Genomic DNA, 20,086 nt, shown 5'->3' with positions numbered 1-20,086 from the left:
GGGCTTACGGGTACCGCGACGACGAATACTTCTTCCTCAAGATCCGCGCCGCGTTCCCCGGTAATCCTCGATGAACCTTTTTTATTGCGCGGCGCCGGCGCACGCAGCCACGCGGCCGGCCCCGCGCACCATTCGTTGTAGTATCGCGGCATCAGGTTTTTCTCCTCACTCATGCGAATTCTCGGCATCGACCCCGGCCTGCGCGTCACCGGCTTCGGCGTCATCGACGTCAGCGGCCACCGGCTCGCCTATGTCGCAAGCGGCGTGATCCGCACGCCTACGGCTGACCTGGCTACCCGGCTCGGCACGATCTTCCAGGGCGTATCGACGCTCGTGCGCGAACACGCGCCCGACCAGGCCGCGATCGAACAGGTGTTCGTGAACGTGAACCCGCAGTCGACGCTGCTGCTCGGCCAGGCGCGCGGTGCCGCGATCTGCGGGCTCGTCTCCGGCGGCCTGCCGGTGGCGGAATACACCGCGCTGCAACTGAAGCAGGCGGTCGTCGGTTACGGCCGCGCGACCAAGTCGCAGATGCAGGAGATGGTCACGAGACTGCTCAACCTGACCGGCCAGCCCGGCAGCGACGCGGCCGACGCGCTCGGGATGGCGATCTGCCACGCGCACAGCGGCAATACGCTCGGCACGATCGGCGGCCTCGCGCCGGCGCTCGCGAAACGGGGGCTGCGCGTGCGGCGCGGACGGCTCGTCGGCTGACGCGACGGCACGCATCCCCTCGGCGCGGCGCGCGGCTACCCGCATCGCGCGTATTGCGCCTGCCACCGTCCTGCCTGCCTGATCGCCCCGCGTCGCGCACGCGTCGCGCGGCGCCCCGACCTGACGGCCAACCCATCGGCATCGCGCCGCACCTGCGCTACACTCGCGCTTTCTTCCTCGCATCCCGCCATCCATGATCGGTCGCATCGCCGGCATCCTGCTCGAAAAGAATCCGCCTCACCTGCTCGTCGACTGCAACGGCGTCGGTTACGAAATCGACGTGCCGATGAGCACCTTCTACAACCTGCCGCAAACGGGCGAGCGCGTCGTGCTGCTCACGCAGCAGATCGTGCGCGAGGACGCGCACCTGCTGTACGGCTTCCTGACGCCGCAGGAGCGCACGACCTTCCGCGAACTGCTGAAGATCACCGGCATCGGCGCGCGCATGGCGCTGGCCGTGCTGTCCGGCATGAGCGTGCAGGAGCTCGCGCAGGCGGTGACGATGCAGGACGCCGCGCGCCTCACGCGCCTGCCCGGCATCGGCAAGAAGACCGCCGAGCGCCTGCTGCTCGAGCTGAAGGGCAAGCTCGGCGCGGACCTCGGCGCACTCGCCGGCGCCGCGTCCCAGTCCGACCACGCGACCGACATCCTCAACGCGCTGCTCGCGCTCGGCTATTCGGAAAAGGAAGGCCTCGCCGCGATCAAGAACGTGCCGGCCGGCACCGGCGTGTCCGAAGGCATCAAACTCGCGCTCAAGGCACTGTCGAAGGTGTAACGGCCGCCCGAGCCGGCTGTCGGAGCCAGTGTCGCGCCGTCGCGCGGCACGCGCCAGTCGGCCGTTCGGCCAGTTCGGCCGCGCGACGGCGCGCGGTACAATGGCCGCATGATTGAAACCGACAAACTCGCCGCCGAGCGGATCATCGCCGCCACGCCCGCCTCGTCGCACGAGGAGGTGTTCGAACGCGCGCTGCGGCCGCGCCAGCTCGACGACTACGTCGGCCAGGAAAAGGTGCGCGGCCAGCTCGAGATCTTCATCGAGGCCGCGAAGCGCCGCGCCGAGCCGCTCGACCACGTGCTGCTGTTCGGGCCGCCCGGCCTCGGCAAGACCACCCTCGCGCACATCATCGCGCGCGAGATGGGCGTGAACCTGCGCCAGACGTCGGGCCCCGTGCTCGAACGCGCGGGCGATCTCGCCGCGCTGCTGACCAACCTTGAAGCGAACGACGTGCTGTTCATCGACGAGATCCACCGGCTGTCGCCGGTCGTCGAGGAAATCCTGTATCCGGCGCTCGAGGATTACCAGATCGACATCATGATCGGCGAAGGGCCGGCCGCGCGCAGCGTGAAGCTCGACCTGCAGCCGTTCACGCTGGTCGGCGCGACCACGCGTGCGGGGATGCTGACCAACCCGTTGCGCGATCGCTTCGGGATCGTCGCGCGCCTCGAGTTCTACGATGCCGAGCAATTGTCGCGCATCGTGCGGCGCTCGGCGTCGCTGCTGAACGCGCAGATCGATCCGAACGGCGCGCTGGAGATCGCGAAGCGCTCGCGCGGCACGCCGCGGATCGCGAACCGGCTGCTGCGCCGCGTGCGCGACTATGCGGAAGTGAAGGCCGACGGCCAGATCACCGCGGCCGTCGCCGACGCCGCACTCGCGATGCTCGACGTCGACCCGGTCGGCTTCGACCTGATGGACCGCAAGCTGCTCGAGGCGATCCTGCACAAGTTCGACGGCGGCCCGGTCGGCATCGACAACCTCGCGGCTGCGATCGGCGAGGAGCGCGACACGATCGAGGACGTGCTCGAACCGTACCTGATCCAGCAGGGCTTCCTGCAGCGCACGCCGCGCGGGCGCGTCGCGACGCTGCTCACGTACCGCCACTTCGGGCTCTCCGCGCCCGACGCCGGCAACCCCGAACGCGGGATGTGGGATACCGCCGACGGGAAGTAACCCGCTGCCCGCGCCAAGCTCGCCATGACCACGCCGCCCAGCCCGCACCCCGCCCCGCCCACACCGGGCCCGCGCTGGGTCGAACCGATCCGCAAGCGGCTCGTGGCCGGCATCACGCACCTGACGACGGGCGGCGGCGGTCCGTCGATCGATCTCTCGTCGCCGCCCGGAGACCCGGGGCTGTTCGGCCCCGACGCGATCTGCTGGCGCGTGCATGCCGATTTCACGTCGATGATGACGGGCGGCATTGCCGCGCTACTGCTGCAGGCGCTCCATCCGCTCGCGCTCGCGGGCGTCTGGGATCACTCGTCGTTTCGCACCGACATCCTCGGCCGCTTGCGGCGCACCGCCACGTTCATCACGGGCACGACGTTCGGCAGCCGCGCGGACGCACTCGCGCTCATCGAGCGCGTGAAAACGATCCACGCGCGCATATCGGGCACTGCGCCCGACGGCCGGCCGTATCGAGCCGACGATCCGGCGTTGCTGACGTGGGTGCATGTCGCGGAAGTTTCGAGCTTCCTCGCCGCGCATTTGCGCTATGTGAATCCGTCGCTGTCGGGCGAGCTGCAGGACGGCTACTACGCGGAAACGGCATTGATCGCGGAGTTGCTCGGCGCCCGGGATGTGCCCCGTTCACGCGCCGAGGTAGCGGCCTATTTCGCGCGCATGCAGCCCGAACTCGAAGCCGGGCCGCACACCTTCGAGGTCATGGACATCCTGTTGAACGTGCCGGTCGCAACGCCCGCGCTGCGGCCAGCCGCGTCGCTGATCATGCATGCGGGAATCGACCTGCTGCCGCCCTGGGCGCAGCGCATGCTCGACGTGTCGACGTTCGCGCCGCTGCGACGCGCGGTGGTCCGGCCCGGTGTGCGGGCAGTCGCGCCCGTGCTGCGCTGGGCGCTCGTCAACGGCGCGTCGAAGCGCGCACGCCGCCGCGCAACCGCGACACCGCCCGACGGCACCCCGCCCGCCTGACGATCTGATTCTTCCGCCGGGCGGAGCCGGTACGACCGGATCAGAGTACCTTGCGATACCCGTCGTCGTCGCTCGCGGCGTCGAGGTGCGACACGTCGGCCCATTGCACGACCTGTGCGCGACCATCGACGTAATCGACGACGTTGATGCTCGTGTTGAGCAGCTGATAGCTGCGCGGCGCCGACAGGTCGATACCGTTGGCGAAGCGGTACACGCAGTCGAGCACGCCGCCGTGTGCGACACACGCGATCCGGCCGCCCGGATGCGCGGCGACGATCGGCTCGAGCGCATGCAGCACGCGATGATAGAACTCGCGCTGCGACTCGCCGCCGTCGGGCGCGAAGCCCGGGTCGCGCGTCTGCCACGCGGCGTAGGCATCCGGAAACAGCGTCTCGATCTCGGTGCTGTCATGCCCCTGGAACACGCCGTACGCGCGTTCGCGCAGCCCTTCGCGCAACTGCAGCGGCAGCCCGAGCGCATCGGCAAAGGGTTGCGCGGTTTGTTGCGCGCGCATCAGGTCGCTCGAATAGATCGCGTCGATCCGCTGTCCTTCGCGCGCGTCCCGCGCGAGCCGGACGGCCAGCCGCTGCGCCTGCGCGAGCCCCGTGTCGGCCAGTGGAATGTCGATATGGCCCTGGATGCGCTTGATGCGGTTCCAGGCCGTCTCGCCATGGCGAATGAAGAGAATCTGCGTGGTGGCCATCGCGGCGCGTCTCCGGGAATGAATCAGGGCCGCACTTGCAGCCAGAACGTCACGGGGCCGTCGTTGACGAGCGACACCTGCATGTCGGCGCCGAACTCGCCCGTCTCGACGACCGGATGACGCTCGCGCGCGGCCGCGACGAAATAGTCGAACAGGCGCGCGCCTTCGTCGGGCGGCGCGGCCGGCGTGAAGCTCGGCCGCAGCCCGCTGTTGGTATCGGCCGCGAGCGTGAACTGCGACACGAGGAGCAGGCCGCCGGCGCCGCCCGAGCCGTCGATGTTCGACACCGGCAGGTTCATCTTGCCCGCCTCATCGCTGAACACGCGATAGCCGAGCAGCTTCGCGAGCAGCTTGTCGGCCGCGGCCTCGGTGTCGCCACGCTCCGCGCAGACGAGCGCGAGCAGCCCTGCGCCGATCTCGCCCGTCGTACGGTCGCCGACGCGCACGTCGGCGCGCTTCACGCGCTGGATCAGCGCGATCATGCGGTCAGCGTGACGCGCGCGAAGCGGCGCTTGCCGACCTGGACGACGAACTCGCCGGCCTCGACCTTCAGTCCCTTGTCGGAGACGGTCGCGCCGTCGATCTTCACGCCGCCCTGCTCGATGTTGCGCAGCGCTTCGCTCGTCGACGGCACGAGGCCCGCCTGCTTCAGCAGCTGGCCGATCGCGAGCGGCGCGCCCGCGAGCGTGACCGACGGGATGTCGTCCGGCACGCCGCCCTTCGCGCGGTGGTTGAAGTCCTCCAGCGCACGCTCGGCATCGGCCTGCGAGTGGAAGCGCGCGACGATTTCCTGCGCGAGCAGCACCTTGAAGTCGCGCGGGTTGCGGCCGCCTTCGGCGTCGCGCTTGAAGCCCGCGATTTCTTCGATGCTGCGGAACGACAGCAGCTCGAAGTAACGCCACATCAGCGTGTCCGAGATGCTCATCAGCTTGCCGAACATGTCGGTCGGCTTCTCGCTGATGCCGACGTAGTTGCCCTTCGACTTCGACATCTTCTCGACGCCGTCGAGGCCTTCGAGCAGCGGCATCGTGAGAATGCACTGCTGTTCCTGGCCGTACTGCTTCTGCAGTTCGCGGCCGACCAGCAGGTTGAACTTCTGGTCGGTGCCACCGAGCTCGAGGTCGGCGTTCAGCGCGACCGAGTCGTAGCCCTGCATCAGCGGGTACAGGAATTCGTGGATCGAGATCGGCACGCCGCCCTGGAAGCGCTTCGTGAAATCCTCGCGCTCGAGGATCCGCGCGACCGTGTAGCGCGACGCGAGCTTGATCATCCCGTCCGCGCCGAGCGGCATCGACCATTCGCTGTTGTAGCGGATTTCGGTCTTGGCGCGGTCGAGCACGAGCGCAGCCTGCTCGAAGTAGGTCTTCGCGTTCGATTCGATCTGCTCGCGCGTGAGCGGCGGGCGCGTCGCGTTGCGGCCCGACGGGTCGCCGATCAGCGACGTGAAATCGCCGATCAGGAAGATCACCGTGTGGCCGAGGTCCTGCAGCTGACGCATCTTGTTCAGCACGACCGTATGGCCGATGTGGATGTCGGGTGCGGTCGGGTCGAGGCCGAGCTTGATGCGCAACGGCGTGCCGGTGGCCGCGCTGCGCGCGAGCTTCTGCGCGAACTCTTCCTCGATCAGCAGTTCGTCGACGCCGCGCTTCGTGACGGCGAGCGCATGGCGGACTTCGTCGGTGATCGGGAAAACAGGCTTGGAACTGGGTTCGGTGCTCATCGGGGCCAGGAAGAATGTCGCAAAGACAGGGATTTTCCCATAACTTGCGCGTGCATCGCTTAACGACGCGTCAGGTTGCGCGGATAATCGGGCGCAAGGCGCGTGGCACCGGCCCGCGCCGCTCGATCCAGGAGGACCCAACGTGCCGCAACGACATCCGCAACCCGCCCATCCGGCCGACGGTATCTACTTCGGGCTGATGTCGGGAACCAGCATGGACGGCGTCGACGGCGTCGCCGTGCGTTTCGAGACCGGCCGCGCGCCGGTCGTGCTCGCGGAAGCGTTCGTCGGCTTCGCCCAATCGCTGCGCGACGCGCTGTTCGCGCTGCAGCAGCCCGGCGACAACGAGATCGACCGCGAATCGGTCGCGGCGAATGCGCTCGTCGCGCGCTATGCGGTGTGCTGTCACGAGCTGCAGCGCACGGCCGGCCTGTCGCGCGACGAGATCCGCGCGATCGGCGTGCACGGCCAGACGGTCCGGCACCGTCCCGAGCGCGGCTACACGCGCCAGCTCAACAATCCCGCGCTGCTCGCCGAACTCACCCATCTCGACGTGATCGCCGATTTCCGCAGCCGCGACGTCGCGGCCGGCGGCCACGGCGCGCCGCTCGCGCCGGCGTTCCACGCGACGGTGTTCGGCGCGCCGGGCGAAACGCGGGTCGTCTGCAACCTCGGCGGCATCAGCAACATCACGATCCTGCCCGGCGAAGGCGGCGACGTGCGCGGCTTCGACTGCGGGCCCGCGAACGCGTTGCTCGACGAATGGGCGACGCGCCATCTCGGCAAGCCCTACGACGACGGCGGCAAGTTCGCCGCGCGCGGTACCGTGCACGCGGCTCTGCTCGACGCGCTGCTCGACGAACCCTACTTCGTCGCGCCGCCGCCGAAAAGCACCGGCCGCGACCTGTTCAATCCCGCGTGGCTCGACGCGAAGCTCGCCGCGTTCACGCAGGTCGCGCCGGAAGACGTGCAGGCGACGCTGACGGCACTCACCGCCGTCTCGGTCGCGCGCGAGATCGCTCGGCACGCGGCCGGCTGCAAGGCCGTGTTCGTCTGCGGCGGCGGCGCCCGCAACCCGGTGCTGCTCGATGCGCTCCGGCATGCACTGCACGAGGCCGGCGTGCCGGCGACGGTGGAGACGACGGCCGCGCTCGGCGTGCCGCCGCAGCAGGTCGAGGCGCTCGCGTTCGCGTGGCTCGCGTACCGCTTCACCGCGCGCCAGCCCGGCAATCTCGCGAGCGTGACGGGGGCCGCGGGCGAGCGCGTGCTCGGCGCACTTTATCCGCGCTGATACGAGAAAACGACGAAACGAGCGGGAGCCCCGATGCGGCGCGTCCGGGATGCGCCGACAGGCCGCCCGCGCGGTTCGTCGCGTACAACGGACGCAAAAAAACGGGGCATCAAGCCCCGTTTTTCATTCCGGCGAACCGGACAGGATCCGTCGTGCGTTCAGACCGAGAACGACGAGCCGCACCCGCAGGTGGTCGTGGCGTTCGGGTTCTTGATCACGAACTGGGCACCGTTGAGGTCGTCCTTGTAGTCGATCTCGGCGCCGACCAGGTACTGGTAGCTCATCGAGTCGATCAGGAGCTGGACGCCGTTCTTGTTCATCACGGTGTCGTCCTCGTTGACTTCCTCGTCGAACGTGAAGCCATACTGGAAGCCCGAGCAGCCGCCACCCTGCACGAACACGCGCAGCTTCAGGTCGGGATTGCCCTCTTCGTCGATCAGTTGCTTGACCTTGTCGGCCGCGGCGTCGGTGAAGACGAACGGTGCCGGCATTTCGGTGGTCGTTGCTGCGGATTCGGTAACAGCGTTCATGCGAACTCTCCAAAAAGCTTTAGCCGCTATTGTAGGGCCGATCAGAAGATCGTGCTGATGTCCATGAAATCAATAGGTTCTTGTTGATTTCAGTAAAGGAAACCGCCCGCGGGGCGCCGCCGCGCGGGCATAAAAAAACCGCCAGCGCGAAAACTGGCGGTTTTTCCGGCGGACGCCGCCCGGAAGCGGCGCGGCCATGAAGCGGAATTAACGCTTCGAGAACTGCTTTGCGCGACGTGCCTTGCGCAGACCAACCTTCTTACGCTCGACTTCACGTGCATCGCGCGTGACGAAGCCTGCGTTCGACAGCGACGGCTTCAGCGTTGCATCGTAGTCGATCAGCGCGCGGGTGATGCCGTGACGCACTGCGCCTGCCTGACCCGTTTCGCCGCCGCCGTTGACGTTGACCTTGATGTCGAACGTCTGGCCGTGGTTCGTGAGTTCCAGCGGTTGACGCACGATCATCAGCGACGTTTCACGCGAGAAGTAGTCGGCGATGGGCTTGCCGTTGACGATGATGTCGCCCTTGCCAGCCTTGATGAAGACACGTGCGACTGCGCTCTTGCGGCGGCCCGTACCGTAGTTCCAGTTACCGATCATGTGGGCTCCCCTTAGATCTCGAGCGCCTTCGGCTGTTGAGCCGAATGCGGATGCGTAGCTTCAGCGTAGACCTTCAGCTTCTTGATCATCGCGTAGCCGAGCGGGCCCTTCGGCAGCATGCCCTTGACCGCCTTCTCGAGCGCACGGCCCGGGAAGCGTTCTTGCATCTTGCCGAACGTCGTTTCATAGATACCGCCCGGGTAGCCCGAGTGACGGTAGTACTTCTTGTCCAGAGTCTTGTTGCCCGTGACCTTCAACTTGCTCGCGTTGATGATGATGATGAAATCACCAGTGTCGACGTGCGGGGTGAACTCAGGCTTGTGCTTGCCGCGCAGACGGCGTGCCACTTCGCTGGCAACACGGCCGAGAACCTTATCCGTCGCGTCAATCACGTACCATTCGCGCGTCACCTCATGGGCTTTTGCGGAAAACGTCTTCATGATCGATCCAAAAAAAATGCTTTGCCCGATGTGTTCTTCCTGCTTGTCTGTGTGCGCTTCGAGGCGCGGTGCAGGCTCTCCCTGTTCTTTTTCCGTGGGCATGAATGCGGAAAAGCCCTGAATTATAAAGGAAATACCGCAGCGCGGTCAAAGAGAATCCACGCCCCGTGCCGGCGGCGCCCGAAATGGGCCAAAATCCGGTCGTGCCCCGATACACCAGGCGAACCGAGCGCCTGGGGCGGCACCCATCGACGCGCGGCACCTGACCTTGCCGCGCCAGACCGGCCGATCACGGAAAACAACAAACAAGCATGATGAAACAACGACTTACGCCCTTTCTCGCGGCCGCGCTGCTGGCCGTCGCGGCGCCCGCCGTCGCCGCCCGGGCCGGCTGCGAGGCCAAGCTCGACGCTCTCGACGCCCGCATCGCCGACGCCCGCCACGCCCATGCCGAAGATCGCATCGCCCGCCTGCGCGCGGTGCGCGAACGCGTGCGCCACTTCTGCGCGCGTGGTCATGGCCATGCATCGGCCGCACACGTTCCGGCCCCTGCCGCCCGTTCGACGGACACGCCGCCCGGCGCGGCGTCGCAGCCAGCCGCGCGGCGGCCGGCGTAAACGGGAGTCAATGACGGATATCAACGTGCACAAACTGCGCGCCGATGCTTGCATGGGACGAAAAAAAGCCCGAACGGCTGGTTCGGGCTTAATCCACCTTAGGAGGAGGGTGGAGGAGACATGCGGAGGTTGCCGCAGCGCGACAACCAATGAGGCTCATTATACGAATGCGTCGCCGACTTCACAAGAAAATTTGCATTACGAAATCCAACACCATAATGCGGAATCCAGTGAGCCTCACGCGATGAATGGATTTTCCCTTTTAAAATCAATCAACTGGCAAGAAAGCGCGCAGCCGGAAGCCCGCTACGCCTAGAGTAAAACCCCTAAAGACAGCAGGGAAATCGCCGTTCGGCGCCCCGCCGCGCGCCGCACGCGGCGGCATGGCGTGGCGCGTCGTGCAGCGCATCAGCCGAGCGAAGCGCTGCGGGCTACAATGCCGGATCGAATCCGAATCAGGCAACGCTGGAGTGCAAGCATGGAATGCAAAGTAAGCTGGATGGGTCAGGACGGCATGGCGTTTTCCGCCCAGACCGGGAGCGGGCACCTCGTCGCAATGGACGGCGCGCCGGAAGGCGGCGGCCACAACCTCGCGCCGCGCCCGATGGAAATGGTGCTGGTCGGCACGGGCGGCTGCACCGCGTACGACGTCGTGCTGATCCTGAAGAAGAGCCGCCAGGAAGTCACCGGCTGCTCGGTCACGCTGAAGGCCGAACGCGCGAGCGAAGATCCGAAAGTGTTCACGAAGGTCCACTTCCACTTCACCGTCACCGGCCGCAACCTGAACCCGGCCACGGTCGAGCGCGCGATCAACCTGTCGCACGACAAGTACTGCTCCGCGTCGATCATGATCGCGAAGACCGCCGAACTCACGCATTCGTTCGACATCGTCGCCGACTGAACGCACGGCGGCCACGCATGAAAAAAGGGCCGGCGCTCCTGACGGAGCGCCGGCCCTTTCGCATTCGAACGGCAAAGCAGGCCGATAAGCCGGATTCTGTGCACGCTGCACGCCGAAGCGCGCGGCGCGTGGCAGCCATTCCTCTAGGCGCGCCATTGCTGACGCGCTCAAGCTTCCTACCCGCAGACGAGACGGGGGCCCCGTCCTGCATCCGAAAATGCGCGCCTGCCTACTTGGAATTGCTCCGGGTGGAGGTTACCGTGCCGGCGAACGTCGCCGTCGCCGCGGTGCGCTCTTACCGCACCGTTTCACCCTTACCTGATCCCGGCTTGCGCCGGGCCATCGGCGGTTTGCTTTCTGTTGCCCTGTTCCGCGTGTCGCCACGGATGGCCGTTAGCCATCACCCTGCCCTGTGGAGTCCGGACTTTCCTCGCCCCCGCCTGCCCGAAGGCGGCGAGGCCGCGACTGCCTGGCCTGCTTTGCGACGCGCATTCTAGCACTGTGCGCCGCCGCCGGCAGCGCGCGAGCGGCGGCCGCTGCGGAAAACCGCCGGATCGTCGTAGAACGCGGGCGCGGCATTCGCTTCGCACCAGCCCGGCACGCCGAGCACCGGCAGCGGCGCGAAATCGCGGCTCGTCAGGTCGCGGGTCGCGAGCTCGCCGGCGATCCGCGCATCGACATGCGCGGCACGCTGCGCGTCAGGCCACGAAAAATAGTCGTCGCCCACTTCGACGATCCATGCGTGCGCGGTGCACGACTTGTAGGGCGCGACGAGCTTCTCGAGCAGCGCATGGCCGACGAGCCGCGCCTCGCAGCGCGTGCCCCACGCGTCGCGCGCCGCCACCAGCAGCTGCTGCCAGCTGAAGCCGCGCAGCGCATCGGCGAGCGTGCGGTCGGCCGTCACGAACAGCGCGGCATTTTCGTCGAACAGCGTCAGCGCATCGCGCAGCGTGCCGCGCACCGGCCCGACGCCGCCCGCGGCATCGATCGCCGCGGCCTGGCGTGCGTTCAGCGCGGCCTTGGTGCGCGGATACGCGAACCAGACGAGCGCATTGAAGAAGTCGTGAAGATTGTGGCGGGTCGGGACGCCGCCGGTGTCGGCGATATGGGTTTCGTATGCGATGCCGGGCGGCAGCTCGGCCTGTGGCACGAAGCGCAGCGGCTTGCCGCGGCCGCTGACACGGGCATCACCGCGCAGTGCGCCGTTCAGTGCGTCGAGCAGCGCGGCCTCGCCCGCGAGCGCGGCCGCCTGAAGCGTGCGGCCCGGTTCCGCGTAACGCGCGAGCCACGGCGCGGACCAGTCGATCCGCGCGAATGCCGCCGCGCCGCCGCCGGCCGCATGGCCGGCCGCGCGCGGCGGCGTGCCGGTCACGCGAACTTCCAGCCGATCGATTCGCCGGCGCGCAGCGGCACGACCGGCGTATCGCCCGCGAACACCTCGCGCGGCAGTTCCCAGGTCTCGCGGCGCAGCGTGATCGTCTCGGTGCTGTGCGGCAGCCCGTAGAAATCGGCGCCGAAGCGGCTCGCGAAATTTTCCAGCTTGTCGAGCGCGCCCGCCTTGTCGAACGCTTCCGCATACAGCTCGAGCGCGTGCAGCGCCGTGTAGCAGCCCGCGCAGCCGCACGCGGTTTCCTTCGCGTCGCGTGCGTGCGGCGCGCTGTCGGTGCCGAGGAAGAAGCGCGGGTTGCCCGACGTCGCGGCTTCGACGAGCGCGACGCGGTGCGTTTCACGCTTCAGCACCGGCAGGCAGTAGTAATGCGGGCGGATCCCGCCGACGAACAGCGCGTTGCGGCTGTACAGCATGTGCTGCGGCGTGATCGTCGCGCCGAGCAGGCCCAGCGCCGCATCGGCGTCGCGCACGTAGTCGGCCGCGTCCTTCGTGGTGATGTGCTCGAACACCACCTTCAGGCCGGGGAAATCGCGGCGCAGCGGCGTCATCACGCGGTCGATGAACACCTTCTCGCGATCGAACATGTCGATCGCCGGGTCGGTCACCTCGCCGTGCACGAGCAGCGGCATGCCGGTTTCCTGCATGACCTCGAGCGTCTTCGCGCACTTCGCGAGATCGCTGACGCCGTGGTCGGAGTTCGTCGTCGCGCCGGCCGGATACAGCTTCACGCCGTGCACGAAGCCGCTGTCGCGCGCACGGCGGATTTCGTCGGGCGACGTGTTGTCGGTCAGGTACAGCGTCATCAGCGGCTCGAACGCCATGCCCGCCGGCAGCGCGGCCAGGATTCGCTCGCGATAGGCCTGCGCTTGCGCGGTGGTCGTGACGGGCGGCTTCAGGTTCGGCATGACGATCGCGCGGGCGAACTGGCGCGCCGTGTGCGGCAGCACCGCGGCCAGCATGTCGCCGTCGCGCAGGTGCAGGTGCAGGTCGTCGGGACGGGCGAGCGTGAGCGTCGCCGGAGAGGAAGCGTTCGAGGCAGTCATAGGAGGCGTCGTGAGGAACGGGCTGGCCATCTGCGGGGCCGGAACGCGCGTGCGCGGGCCGACTGACGGCAAACCGCAACACGGGGCCTTCGGCCGGCGGAATCCGCTTTTTACCGCTCAAGGCTCGGTGATATGCTAGAAGCCACATTGTACCGGGGTTCACCCGGTTGGTTACCCTGCTTCCGCCCCCGCCCCAAGTAAAATGTGCCAACTCCTAGGAATGAACTGCGCCGCGCCGACGGACGTCACATTCTCCTTCACAGGTTTCGCGGCCCGGGGCGGCCTCACCGATCACCATGCCGACGGCTGGGGGATCGCGTTCTTCGAGGACAAGGCCTGTCGCCTCTTCGTCGACCACCAGGCATCGGCCACGTCGCCGCTCGCCGAAATGGTCAAGCGCTACCCGATCAAGTCCAAGAACACGATCGCGCACATCCGCAAGGCCACGCAAGGCCACATCCTGCTCGAGAACAGCCACCCGTTCATGCGCGAGCTGTGGGGGCGGCACTGGATCTTCGCGCATAACGGCGATCTGCAGGAGTACGAACCCGATCTCGACGGCAGCGTCTACCATCCGGTCGGCACCACCGACAGCGAGAAGGCGTTCTGCGTGCTGATGCAGGGGCTGCGCGAAGCGTTCCCCGGCGCGCAGCCGCCGTTGCCGGAGCTGTTCGAGCGCGTCGGCGAGCTGACGCGCGACATCACCGATCACGGCGTGTTCAACTTCCTGATGTCGAACGGCCAGGCTCTCTTCGCGCACTGCTCGACGCGGCTGCACTACCTCGTGCGGCGCTGGCCGTTCTCGACCGCGCATCTGGTCGACGAAGACCTGTCGATCGACTTCGCGAAATACACGACGCCCGAGGATCGCGTCGCGGTGATCGCCACGCAGCCGCTGACCGACAACGAAATCTGGACCTCGTTCGAACCGGGCGAGCTGATCATGTTCCAGTGCGGCGACGTCGCCGCGCGGATGCAGATCCCGGTGCCCGAGTGCGTGCTCGAGAAACTGCGCAACCCGGCGCTCGACGCGTCGGCGTCCGCGCCGTGCGGTACGCAGCACGCCGCACTCGCGGCCGGCGCCGACGACGATTCCGACGACTCGATCGATTTCTGAGCGCGCCGCGCCGCGCCGGGCGCGCCCTTCATGCGTTGCGCTGTTCCGCCAGCGTCGCGGCCCGGCGATCCCGCGTCATGCCCGGATCGTCGAACCACGCATCCGGCGCCCGGCATCCGCCGATGATTGCCCGCATTGAAAATCTCCCCCGACAACTCCATTCAGGCTGCCATTTCAAGCACGCGTGCGTCGCCACACGACATTCACTTTTATTTAATTAATTTTCAAGTGAAAATAATTAACCGTCGAAACAAATAAAACAAGATATTCGAAACCGGATAATCCGGAAGCCTCAGCTTAAAGCAAAATCCCCACGCCTATCGTGCGCCAGCCTACCGAACCGGCGCTGCCGCCTGTTCTATAAAAAATCCACCAAGCCCTTACCCACAAAGGCTTTCAGTTCGGTTACCCACACAACTCAGAAATACCACTCAATACCGTTACCATCCCCACATTTCCTGATTTTTTGAAAATCGCCCGCCCCGCCAATTAGTAGACTCGCTCCATCTTCGGTGTAACGAAACCCGACCGGCGCGTCATGCAGCCACGGCTGCCGCATGTCCATTCGCGTCACGCGGCACCGTGGAATGCGCATTCGCCGCATGCGGCGAATAACACGTCAAAACAAGAAAGAGGGCATGTCGTGAATCACTCATTTCGATCGATCTGGAGCGACGCCGCCGGCTGCTGGGTCGCGGTCGCGGAAACGACACGGGCGCGCGGCAAGCGTTCAGGCCGCGAATCGGGCGCAAGCCGCCGCGGCGGCCGCACGGCGATGCGCCGCTCGCCGCTGCGCGTCGCCGCGCTCGGTGCCGCGCTGGCCGCGCTGTCGGCCGGCTCCGCGTACGCGTCGAGCTGCGGCGACGGTTCGGCGGTCGCGAGCGGCGGCAGCTGCGCGCTCGGCAGCGTCAGCCCGACCGTGAACGACAACCTGGCCGGCGCCACGACCGTGTCCGGCGGCGACGCGGTCGGCGTGACGGGCGCATGGACGGCGCAGAACAGCGGCGACGCCGGCTACACGCGCATCCCGTTTGGCACGACGACGATCGTGTCGGGAAATCCGGATCAGCCGCTGGTGTCGCTCGGCGGCAAGACGCAAAACATCGGCACGCCCGACACGATCACGGGCACCCATACGTCGGTCGCCACCTACGACTCGTCCGCGTTCTCCGCGTCGACGGTCGGCACGACCGACGTGCCCGTCTACCGCGACGTCAACGGCGACCAGTACGTGAACACACGGATCGGCACCGTCGACCGCTCCGGCGGCACGCTGAACGTGTCGATCGGCAATCCCGCCAACGCGCCCGGCTCGGCCGGCAACGCAATCACGATGGCCGCGAAGCAGACGGACCTCACCGTCGCGGACGGGACGGGCGCCACCCCGAGCGTCGTCAACTGGAATTCACGCAACCAGGTCTGGTTCACCACCGGCGACTACCTCGCGAGCGGCGGCTCCGTCGGCAACCTCCAGCTCGACGTGCCGGCCTATGCGGGCACTTTCACTGCGTTCGACGGCAGCACGTGGACCGTCAGCGACGCCGCGTCGCTCGCCGCCTACAACGACTTCCTCGTGCGTTCGGTCCGGAGCGGCGCGCTCGGCTCGCAGGCCGCGTACGACACCGCGTTCGGCCAGGCCGTCACGTTCTCGAAGGAGACCTTCCAGTACGCGAACAACGTGTCCGCCGGCGACAAGAACACGCTGCCGATCGATCACCTGTCGGCAATGCACGGCACCGGCGCGAACGCGACGCTGCAGATCGGCAAGGACGGCCAGATCGACTTCCGCGGCACCAACACGATCGCATCGAGTTCGGCCGTCCTCGCGGAAAACGGCGCGCACTTCGTCAACGACGGCCGCCTGTCGGGCGATTTCACGCTGGTGCGCCTGCTGAGCGGCGCGAGCGGCGTCAACAATGGCGTGATCTCGTCCGGCTACGCGTCCGGCGACAATTTCGACACGAGCAGCGGCACGCCGCCCGACAACTTCGGGTTCCATGCGTACAGCGAGGGCAACGGCGTGTACGCGAACGGCTCGGGCACCTCGTTCGTCAACCACGGCGTGATGAACGTCGGCGCATGGACGCTCGCCGGCGACCGCCCCGACCTGCAGAACTACGCGGTGGCCGTAACGGGCGGCGCGAACGCGTCGAACGCCGGTACGATCAACGTCGGCGTCAACGCGACGACGCTCGACAGCCAGGTGATCGGCGGCTTCGCGGCGGGCGGCACCTTCACGAACGCGGCCGGCGGCACGATCTATCTCGGCCGCGCGGCCCAGTACGGGCCGGGGGCGGCGGCCAACGACGTCGCGCTGTCCGCGCATGCGTACGGGATCCTGCTCGGCGCGTCGGGCACCGCCAGCAACCTCGGCTCGATCGTGATCGGCTCGCAGACGCAGAACGGCGCCGGGATGGCGAGCATCGGTTCGTCGTCCGGCACGCTGCGCAACGCGGGCACGATCGTCGTGAACGGCGCGGCGCCCGGCACGCCGTTCGCCAACGTCGGCATGCTCGCGGCCAACACGGCCGCGACCGTGACCAACACCGGCACGATCACGCTGAACGGCGTGAACGGCATCGGCATCATGGTGGTCGGCACCGGCTCGACCGCGACGGCCGCAACGTCGACCGGCACGATCAACGTGGCCGGCGGGCTCGATCCGGCATCGGACACGCGCAACTACGGCGTGTGGGCCGAAGGGCCGCGCGCGAAGGCCACGGTCGACGGCGCGCTCAACCTGACGGGCACCGGTGCGATCGGCGTCCATGCGCGCTCGGGCGCGACGATCAACGTCGACGCGAACGCGGTGCCCCACTTCATGTCGGGCACGAACCAGATCGGCTTCTATGCGTATGGCGCAGGCTCGAAGATCAACGTCGCCGCGCAGCACCTGAGCGTCGATACCGACGATTCGACGCTGTTCCGCATGGCGGGCGGCGCGGCCTATACGGGGGCATCGGCCGCCGGCACGCTGACGACCGACGTCAACGGCCAGCGCGCGCGCGGCGTGCTCGCGACCGGCGCCGGCACGACGCTGTCCACCGGCCACGCCACCTACAACGTCAACGGCGCGAACGGCATCGCGGTTGCAGTCGAAGGCGGCGCGAAGGGCACGATCGACTCGGGCGCGACCATCAACCTGAATGCGGCCGGCGCGATCGCGGGCGTCGTCGACGGCCAGGCGCACGACCTCGCCGGCGCGAATGCCGGCGCACCGGTCGCGACGACGCTGACCAACGATGCCGCGGTCACCTCGTCGACCGCGGGCGTGACGGGTTTCGTCGCGCAGAACCTCGGCACGCTCGACAACCGCGACACGGTGCTGCTGAGCGGCGCAGGCTCGACGGGCGTCGTGGTCGGCACGCTCGGCACCGTGAACAACGCGTCGGTGATCCGCGTGGCCAACGGCACCGGCGCGCTCGTGCAGGGCGCGTCGGCGACGCTCGCCAACGCGGGCACGATCGAGGCCGACGACGGCGTCGCGGGCGTGCACCTGACCGGCGCGGGTGCGTCGGTCGCGCTGTCGGGCGCGGGCACCGTCGTCGCGAACGGCAGTGCCGACGGCGTGCTGATCGACTCGACCGTCTCGAACGGCGGGATCGCGGCCGGCGCGACGTCGATCGCGGCGGGCGGCGCCGGCAAGGGCATCGACAACCTCGGCACAAACACGACGATCGCGCTGTCCGGCACGCAGATCGGCACGACCGGCAATGGCGCCGACGGGCTGTCGTCGACGGGCACGGGCGCACGCATCGCGACCGACGCGGCGACCGTCGTACGCACCGCCGGCGACAACGCACGCGGCTTCTTCGTGACGGGCGCGGATTCGACGCTGGCGGCCGACGGCACGACCGTCGCGACGACCGGCGCCGGCGCGCATGCGATCGTCGCGGGCAGCGGCGCGACCGTGTGGCTGTCGGGCACGAAGGTCTCTGCGGCGGGCGTGGCAGCCGACGGTCTCGTCGCGCGCAACGGCGGCCGTATCGGCGACACGGGTTCGTCGCTCGCGAGCGCGGCCGGCAACGGCGCGACCGTCGACGGGGGCGGCATGCTCGCGCTGACGGGCACGACGCTCAAGGGCGCGACGGCCGGCGTCATGAGCACGGACACGCTCGCGACCGGCGCGACGAGCTCGGTGCGCGTCGACGGCGGCAGCGTCGCGTCCGTCACCGGGCCGGCGTTCGCCGCACGCGGCGGCACCGTCGACATCGCGGTGCGCAACGGCACCGTCGTGACGGCCGGCAACGGCACGCTGCTGGCCCTCGCGAACGGCAGCACCGCGACCTTCAACGCATCGGCCGTGAATCTCGCGGGCGACATCGTGTCGGACGCGTCGAGCACCGGCAACGTGTTCCTGACGAACGGCACGACCCTGACCGGCACGATCGACCCGGTCGCGCTGAGCGTCGACGGCTCGAGCACGTGGCACATGACCGGCAGCTCCGAGCTGAGCAGCCTGAACAACGCGGGCCTGGTCGCGTTCGCCGCACCGTCCGGTTCACCGACGGCGGCCGCCAGCTACCGGACGCTGACGACCGGCAATTACGTCGGCAACGGCGGCACGATCGCGCTGAACACCTACCTCGGCGCCGACGCATCGCCGACCGACCGGCTGATCGTGAACGGCGGCACCGCGAGCGGCACGACCGGGCTGAAAATCGCGAACACGGCCGGCACCGGCGCGCAGACGACGGGCGACGGGATTCCGGTGGTCGTCACGGCCAATGGCGGCACGACTACCGCGTCGGCGTTCCATCTCGCGGGCCCCGTACAGGCCGGCGCGTACGAATACCGTCTCTACCGCGGCGGACAGGGCGATGCGAACGGCTGGTACCTGCGCTCGCAACTGGACCCGACGGACCCCGGCGATCCGGTCGGCCCGTCCGTCATCGAGGGCGGCGACAACGGCGGCAATCTCGCGTACCGTCCTGGCGTCGCGGGTTATGCGATGACGCCGCTGCTGAACGCCGACTACGGCTTCTCGACGCTTGGCAAGCTGCACGAGCGCGTCGGCGACATCTACAACCTCGAGAAGCAGGCGCCGGGCAACCGCGACGGCGTGTGGGGCCGCATCGGCGGACAGAGCCTCGACGCGAACGCGGGCCGCTTCGCGGCCGACGAGCGCACGTTCTTCGCGCAGTTCGGCAAGGACTGGACGCTCGACCAGGCGCCCGCCGGCGGCAGCACGCATGCGGGCGTGACGGCGAGCATCGGCGTCGCGAACGCGAGCTTCAGCGACACGGCACGCGCCGACACGGCCGGGCTGTCGACGTCGACGGGCTCGGTCGAGATGCACGCGCAGAGCGTCGGCGGCTACTGGACACGCTACCTGTCCGACGGCACCTACTTCGACAGCGTCGGCCAGGTCACGCACTACGGCAACCGCTATCGCGACAGCTACGGCAACGAGGCCTCGCAGAACGGCTTCGGCATCGCGCTGTCGCAGGAGGTCGGCAAGCCGTTCGGGATCGGCGGCACGCCGATCGCGGTCGAGCCGCAGGCGCAGCTGATGTACCAGTACCTGAAGCTGAACGGGTTCAACGACAACGTATCGGCCGTGTCGGGCACGACGACCCACGCGCTGCGCGGACGCGTCGGCGTGCGCGTCTTCCGGCCGAACCTCGACGCGAACGCGGGCGGCGGCGCCGCGACACCGTACTTCACGGCCGACGTGCTGCACGACTTCCTGTCGCCGGGACAGACCGTCGTCGGCGGCACGCCGTTCGCGACGCACCTGGGCCGCACGTGGTACGAGCTCGGCCTTGGCGTGACCGCGGGCTTCGGCAAGTCGGGCGCGTTGTACGCGAACGTGAAATATGCGCGCAACATCGGCGGCGATTACCGGCGCGGCGTGACCGGGCAGGTCGGCTACCGCTACAGCTGGTAACGCCCGACTCGGCAACCCGTCCGCTGCCACCGGCGGGCGACGGGCAGCCCGCGAAAAAAAACCGCCCGGTGTTCAGCCGGGCGGTTTTTTCATCGGCGTGCATGCGGCGCACGCGCTGCACGAACGCTCAGTGCAGGATTTTCGCGAGGAAGTCCTTCGCGCGGTCCGACTTCGGATTCGAGAAGAAATCGTCCTTGCGGT

17 protein-coding genes and 1 other RNA gene are annotated in these 20,086 nt (G+C 68.0%); 9 read left to right on the top strand and 9 right to left on the bottom strand.

Annotation, left to right across the window (positions count from 1 at the left end):
- Positions 1-171: 171 nt before the first annotated feature.
- The 4 genes from ruvC (at position 172) to DIE16_RS35125 (ending at position 3,643) form a co-directional block, all read left to right on the top strand.
- On the top strand, positions 172-714 hold the full coding sequence (gene ruvC / locus DIE16_RS35140; protein ID WP_044848280.1) for a crossover junction endodeoxyribonuclease RuvC: 543 nt from the start codon (positions 172-174) through the stop codon (positions 712-714).
- A gap of 193 nt (positions 715-907) precedes the next feature.
- A complete protein-coding gene (gene ruvA, locus DIE16_RS35135; protein ID WP_044848281.1) occupies positions 908-1,489 on the top strand; it encodes a Holliday junction branch migration protein RuvA in 582 nt (193 codons plus the stop codon).
- 108 nt (positions 1,490-1,597) lie between these two features.
- Positions 1,598-2,665, top strand: coding sequence for a Holliday junction branch migration DNA helicase RuvB (ruvB, locus tag DIE16_RS35130; protein ID WP_044848282.1), 1,068 nt, complete (start codon positions 1,598-1,600; stop codon positions 2,663-2,665).
- A 24-nt stretch (positions 2,666-2,689) separates the two neighbouring features.
- Positions 2,690-3,643, top strand: a complete 954-nt coding sequence (locus tag DIE16_RS35125) for an oxygenase MpaB family protein (protein ID WP_044848283.1) — start codon at positions 2,690-2,692, stop codon at positions 3,641-3,643.
- Positions 3,644-3,683: 40 nt separating this feature from the next.
- On the opposite strand, the gene DIE16_RS35120 is transcribed toward DIE16_RS35125, so the two are convergent.
- From DIE16_RS35120 to tyrS, 3 genes are read right to left on the bottom strand one after another with little or no spacing between them, the layout of a single operon-like run.
- Entirely contained in the window at positions 3,684-4,346 is a 663-nt protein-coding gene (locus DIE16_RS35120) for a histidine phosphatase family protein (RefSeq protein WP_124487989.1), read from the bottom strand.
- A gap of 23 nt (positions 4,347-4,369) precedes the next feature.
- Positions 4,370-4,828, bottom strand: coding sequence for a D-aminoacyl-tRNA deacylase (gene dtd / locus DIE16_RS35115; protein ID WP_124894337.1), 459 nt, complete (start codon positions 4,826-4,828; stop codon positions 4,370-4,372).
- On the bottom strand, positions 4,825-6,066 hold the full coding sequence (gene tyrS / locus DIE16_RS35110; protein WP_044848285.1) for a tyrosine--tRNA ligase: 1,242 nt from the start codon (positions 6,064-6,066) through the stop codon (positions 4,825-4,827). Before tyrS ends, dtd begins: the two co-directional genes overlap by 4 nt.
- A 142-nt stretch (positions 6,067-6,208) precedes the next feature.
- On the opposite strand from tyrS, the gene DIE16_RS35105 reads away from it, so the two are divergent.
- The gene (locus DIE16_RS35105; protein WP_124894336.1) at positions 6,209-7,357 is read left to right on the top strand and encodes an anhydro-N-acetylmuramic acid kinase; all 1,149 of its coding nucleotides are present in this window, start codon (positions 6,209-6,211) and stop codon (positions 7,355-7,357) included.
- A gap of 158 nt (positions 7,358-7,515) precedes the next feature.
- On the opposite strand, the gene erpA is transcribed toward DIE16_RS35105, so the two are convergent.
- From erpA to rplM, 3 genes are all read right to left on the bottom strand, one after another.
- Entirely contained in the window at positions 7,516-7,887 is a 372-nt protein-coding gene (erpA, locus tag DIE16_RS35100) for an iron-sulfur cluster insertion protein ErpA (protein ID WP_006401687.1), read from the bottom strand.
- 207 nt (positions 7,888-8,094) lie between these two features.
- Positions 8,095-8,487 (bottom strand): 30S ribosomal protein S9, encoded by a 393-nt coding sequence (gene rpsI, locus DIE16_RS35095; RefSeq protein WP_011883283.1) that lies wholly within the window; start codon positions 8,485-8,487, stop codon positions 8,095-8,097.
- An 11-nt stretch (positions 8,488-8,498) separates the two neighbouring features.
- Entirely contained in the window at positions 8,499-8,927 is a 429-nt protein-coding gene (rplM, locus tag DIE16_RS35090) for a 50S ribosomal protein L13 (RefSeq protein WP_009687896.1), read from the bottom strand.
- Positions 8,928-9,238: 311 nt separating this feature from the next.
- Between rplM and DIE16_RS35085 the strand changes: the two genes are divergently transcribed.
- On the top strand, positions 9,239-9,544 hold the full coding sequence (locus DIE16_RS35085) for a DUF1090 family protein (protein WP_124894335.1): 306 nt from the start codon (positions 9,239-9,241) through the stop codon (positions 9,542-9,544).
- A gap of 436 nt (positions 9,545-9,980) precedes the next feature.
- Positions 9,981-10,445 carry an OsmC family protein gene (locus DIE16_RS35075; protein WP_072465471.1) on the top strand — a complete coding sequence of 155 codons (465 nt, stop codon included), beginning with the start codon at positions 9,981-9,983 and terminating at the stop codon, positions 10,443-10,445.
- Between the two features lie 69 nt (positions 10,446-10,514).
- On the opposite strand, the gene rnpB is transcribed toward DIE16_RS35075, so the two are convergent.
- The 3 genes from rnpB to pyrC form a co-directional block, all read right to left on the bottom strand.
- Positions 10,515-10,926, bottom strand: an RNA gene (rnpB, locus tag DIE16_RS35070) — RNase P RNA component class A.
- Positions 10,927-10,938: 12 nt separating this feature from the next.
- Positions 10,939-11,817 carry a DUF3025 domain-containing protein gene (locus tag DIE16_RS35065; protein ID WP_124487994.1) on the bottom strand — a complete coding sequence of 293 codons (879 nt, stop codon included), beginning with the start codon at positions 11,815-11,817 and terminating at the stop codon, positions 10,939-10,941.
- Complete coding sequence (gene pyrC / locus DIE16_RS35060; RefSeq protein WP_124894333.1) at positions 11,814-12,878, bottom strand: dihydroorotase; 1,065 nt, start codon at positions 12,876-12,878, stop codon at positions 11,814-11,816. The genes DIE16_RS35065 and pyrC overlap by 4 nt, the downstream gene beginning before the upstream one ends.
- Positions 12,879-13,080: 202 nt before the next feature.
- On the opposite strand from pyrC, the gene DIE16_RS35055 reads away from it, so the two are divergent.
- Both DIE16_RS35055 and DIE16_RS35050 read left to right on the top strand, forming a co-directional pair.
- Positions 13,081-13,995 (top strand): class II glutamine amidotransferase, encoded by a 915-nt coding sequence (locus DIE16_RS35055; RefSeq protein ID WP_124551328.1) that lies wholly within the window; start codon positions 13,081-13,083, stop codon positions 13,993-13,995.
- A 643-nt stretch (positions 13,996-14,638) separates the two neighbouring features.
- A complete protein-coding gene (locus DIE16_RS35050) occupies positions 14,639-19,885 on the top strand; it encodes an autotransporter outer membrane beta-barrel domain-containing protein (RefSeq protein WP_124894332.1) in 5,247 nt (1,748 codons plus the stop codon).
- Positions 19,886-20,086 lie beyond the last annotated feature (201 nt).

It is taken from the genome of Burkholderia sp. Bp9090 (assembly GCF_003857985.1).
Lineage (GTDB): Bacteria > Pseudomonadota > Gammaproteobacteria > Burkholderiales > Burkholderiaceae > Burkholderia.
The sequence above is the reverse complement of the archived record's forward strand: the minus strand, read 5'-3'. Positions and strand labels throughout refer to the sequence as shown.

Excerpts from the sequence above, each read along its gene's own strand:
- DIE16_RS35125 (WP_044848283.1), top strand. The coding sequence starts at position 2,690 with ATGACCACGCCGCCCAGCCCGCACCCCGCCCCGCCCACACCGGGCCCG.
- DIE16_RS35120 (WP_124487989.1), bottom strand. The coding sequence starts at position 4,346 with ATGGCCACCACGCAGATTCTCTTCATTCGCCATGGCGAGACGGCCTGG.
- pyrC (WP_124894333.1), bottom strand. The coding sequence starts at position 12,878 with ATGACTGCCTCGAACGCTTCCTCTCCGGCGACGCTCACGCTCGCCCGT.
- dtd (WP_124894337.1), bottom strand. The coding sequence starts at position 4,828 with ATGATCGCGCTGATCCAGCGCGTGAAGCGCGCCGACGTGCGCGTCGGC.
- DIE16_RS35055 (WP_124551328.1), top strand. The coding sequence starts at position 13,081 with ATGTGCCAACTCCTAGGAATGAACTGCGCCGCGCCGACGGACGTCACA.
- rpsI (WP_011883283.1), bottom strand. The coding sequence starts at position 8,487 with ATGATCGGTAACTGGAACTACGGTACGGGCCGCCGCAAGAGCGCAGTC.
- DIE16_RS35085 (WP_124894335.1), top strand. The coding sequence starts at position 9,239 with ATGATGAAACAACGACTTACGCCCTTTCTCGCGGCCGCGCTGCTGGCC.
- erpA (WP_006401687.1), bottom strand. The coding sequence starts at position 7,887 with ATGAACGCTGTTACCGAATCCGCAGCAACGACCACCGAAATGCCGGCA.
- ruvA (WP_044848281.1), top strand. The coding sequence starts at position 908 with ATGATCGGTCGCATCGCCGGCATCCTGCTCGAAAAGAATCCGCCTCAC.
- tyrS (WP_044848285.1), bottom strand. The coding sequence starts at position 6,066 with ATGAGCACCGAACCCAGTTCCAAGCCTGTTTTCCCGATCACCGACGAA.
- rplM (WP_009687896.1), bottom strand. The coding sequence starts at position 8,927 with ATGAAGACGTTTTCCGCAAAAGCCCATGAGGTGACGCGCGAATGGTAC.
- DIE16_RS35075 (WP_072465471.1), top strand. The coding sequence starts at position 9,981 with ATGCCGGATCGAATCCGAATCAGGCAACGCTGGAGTGCAAGCATGGAA.
- ruvC (WP_044848280.1), top strand. The coding sequence starts at position 172 with ATGCGAATTCTCGGCATCGACCCCGGCCTGCGCGTCACCGGCTTCGGC.
- ruvB (WP_044848282.1), top strand. The coding sequence starts at position 1,598 with ATGATTGAAACCGACAAACTCGCCGCCGAGCGGATCATCGCCGCCACG.